This is a genomic window from Phocaeicola sp. RTP21198st1_B8_RTP21198_201120 (genome assembly GCF_040929485.1).
In the GTDB taxonomy this organism is placed as follows: Bacteria; Bacteroidota; Bacteroidia; order Bacteroidales; family Bacteroidaceae; genus Phocaeicola; species Phocaeicola dorei.
In genome coordinates, this window is the sequence record NZ_JBCOCI010000196.1 from 1 (window position 1) to 965 (window position 965).

The 965-nt window shown below is 41.9% G+C and carries 2 pseudogenes; both read right to left on the reverse strand.

The annotated features are described in order from the left end of the window. Positions 1-643: pseudogene (locus AB5935_RS24375) on the reverse strand (RagB/SusD family nutrient uptake outer membrane protein); the annotation flags it as partial. Further along, a pseudogene (locus tag AB5935_RS24380) lies at positions 643-965 on the reverse strand (SusC/RagA family TonB-linked outer membrane protein); the annotation flags it as partial. The pseudogenes AB5935_RS24380 and AB5935_RS24375, both read right to left, overlap by 1 nt.

A 965-nucleotide genomic window follows, 5' to 3' on the forward strand; every position in this document is an offset into this window, starting at 1 on the left:
GTATTGTCCGGAGCATACAATACTGCATCCAACAAATCATTTTCAATCTGCTGATAAGCTTCAAGTTCCGTATTTTGTTTGGGGAAATATTGCGGATATACCTCATCAATGTTTTCAGAAGTAATATCATCAGCCACCGTTGTAATCACCGGAAAATCACCCCACAGACGTACCATGTCAAACATTACCATGGCACGGAATATCTTCGCTTCTGCTTTGTATTGCGCCCGTTCGGCAGTAGTCAACGAATTATCTGTCACCAGGTCAATGTTACAAATGAGTTTATTGGCACGGGCCACATCCTCCAAATAACGGTTCCAGTCACGTTCCAACACAGAATTGGAACCTTCAATCGAATTATTCTCAAACGGGACAACTTCCGCTCCGGTAGTACCGGCATAAGCAAATCCACATACCAATGTTCCTGACGGTCACGCATTTGATTATAAAGCGTTGTCAGATGACTTTCAACTGCAGCTTTATCCTTGAATACGATTTTTGTACCATCACTTGTCACCCCTTCCGTCACATCCGAATAGGTGTCTAATGGCTCATAATTCAGCGAGCAGGAAGAAAGTCCCAATAGCAAGCCGGAGGTTAATCCGTAAAATATAGTTCTTAGTTTCATAATCTTTCCTTTCATTAGAATTCAACATTAATACCAAACACGTATGATCTGCAATGCGGGTAAGTACCCCAATCAATACCTTGTACCGTACCGCTGTTACCCCATTGGTTTACTTCCGGGTCCATTCCCGAATAGTTGGTCCATGTCAATGCGTTGTTTACAAAAGCGTAGATATTTATATTCTTCAACATCAGCTTCTTTATCCAGTTTTCTGGAAGATCATAGGCTATACGTACGTTCTGCAGACGAATAAAGGAAGCATCTTCCAGATAGAACGAGTTACCCATACGTGCATTGTTATAATCATCATTATACGGACGCGGATAGATAGCCTGGT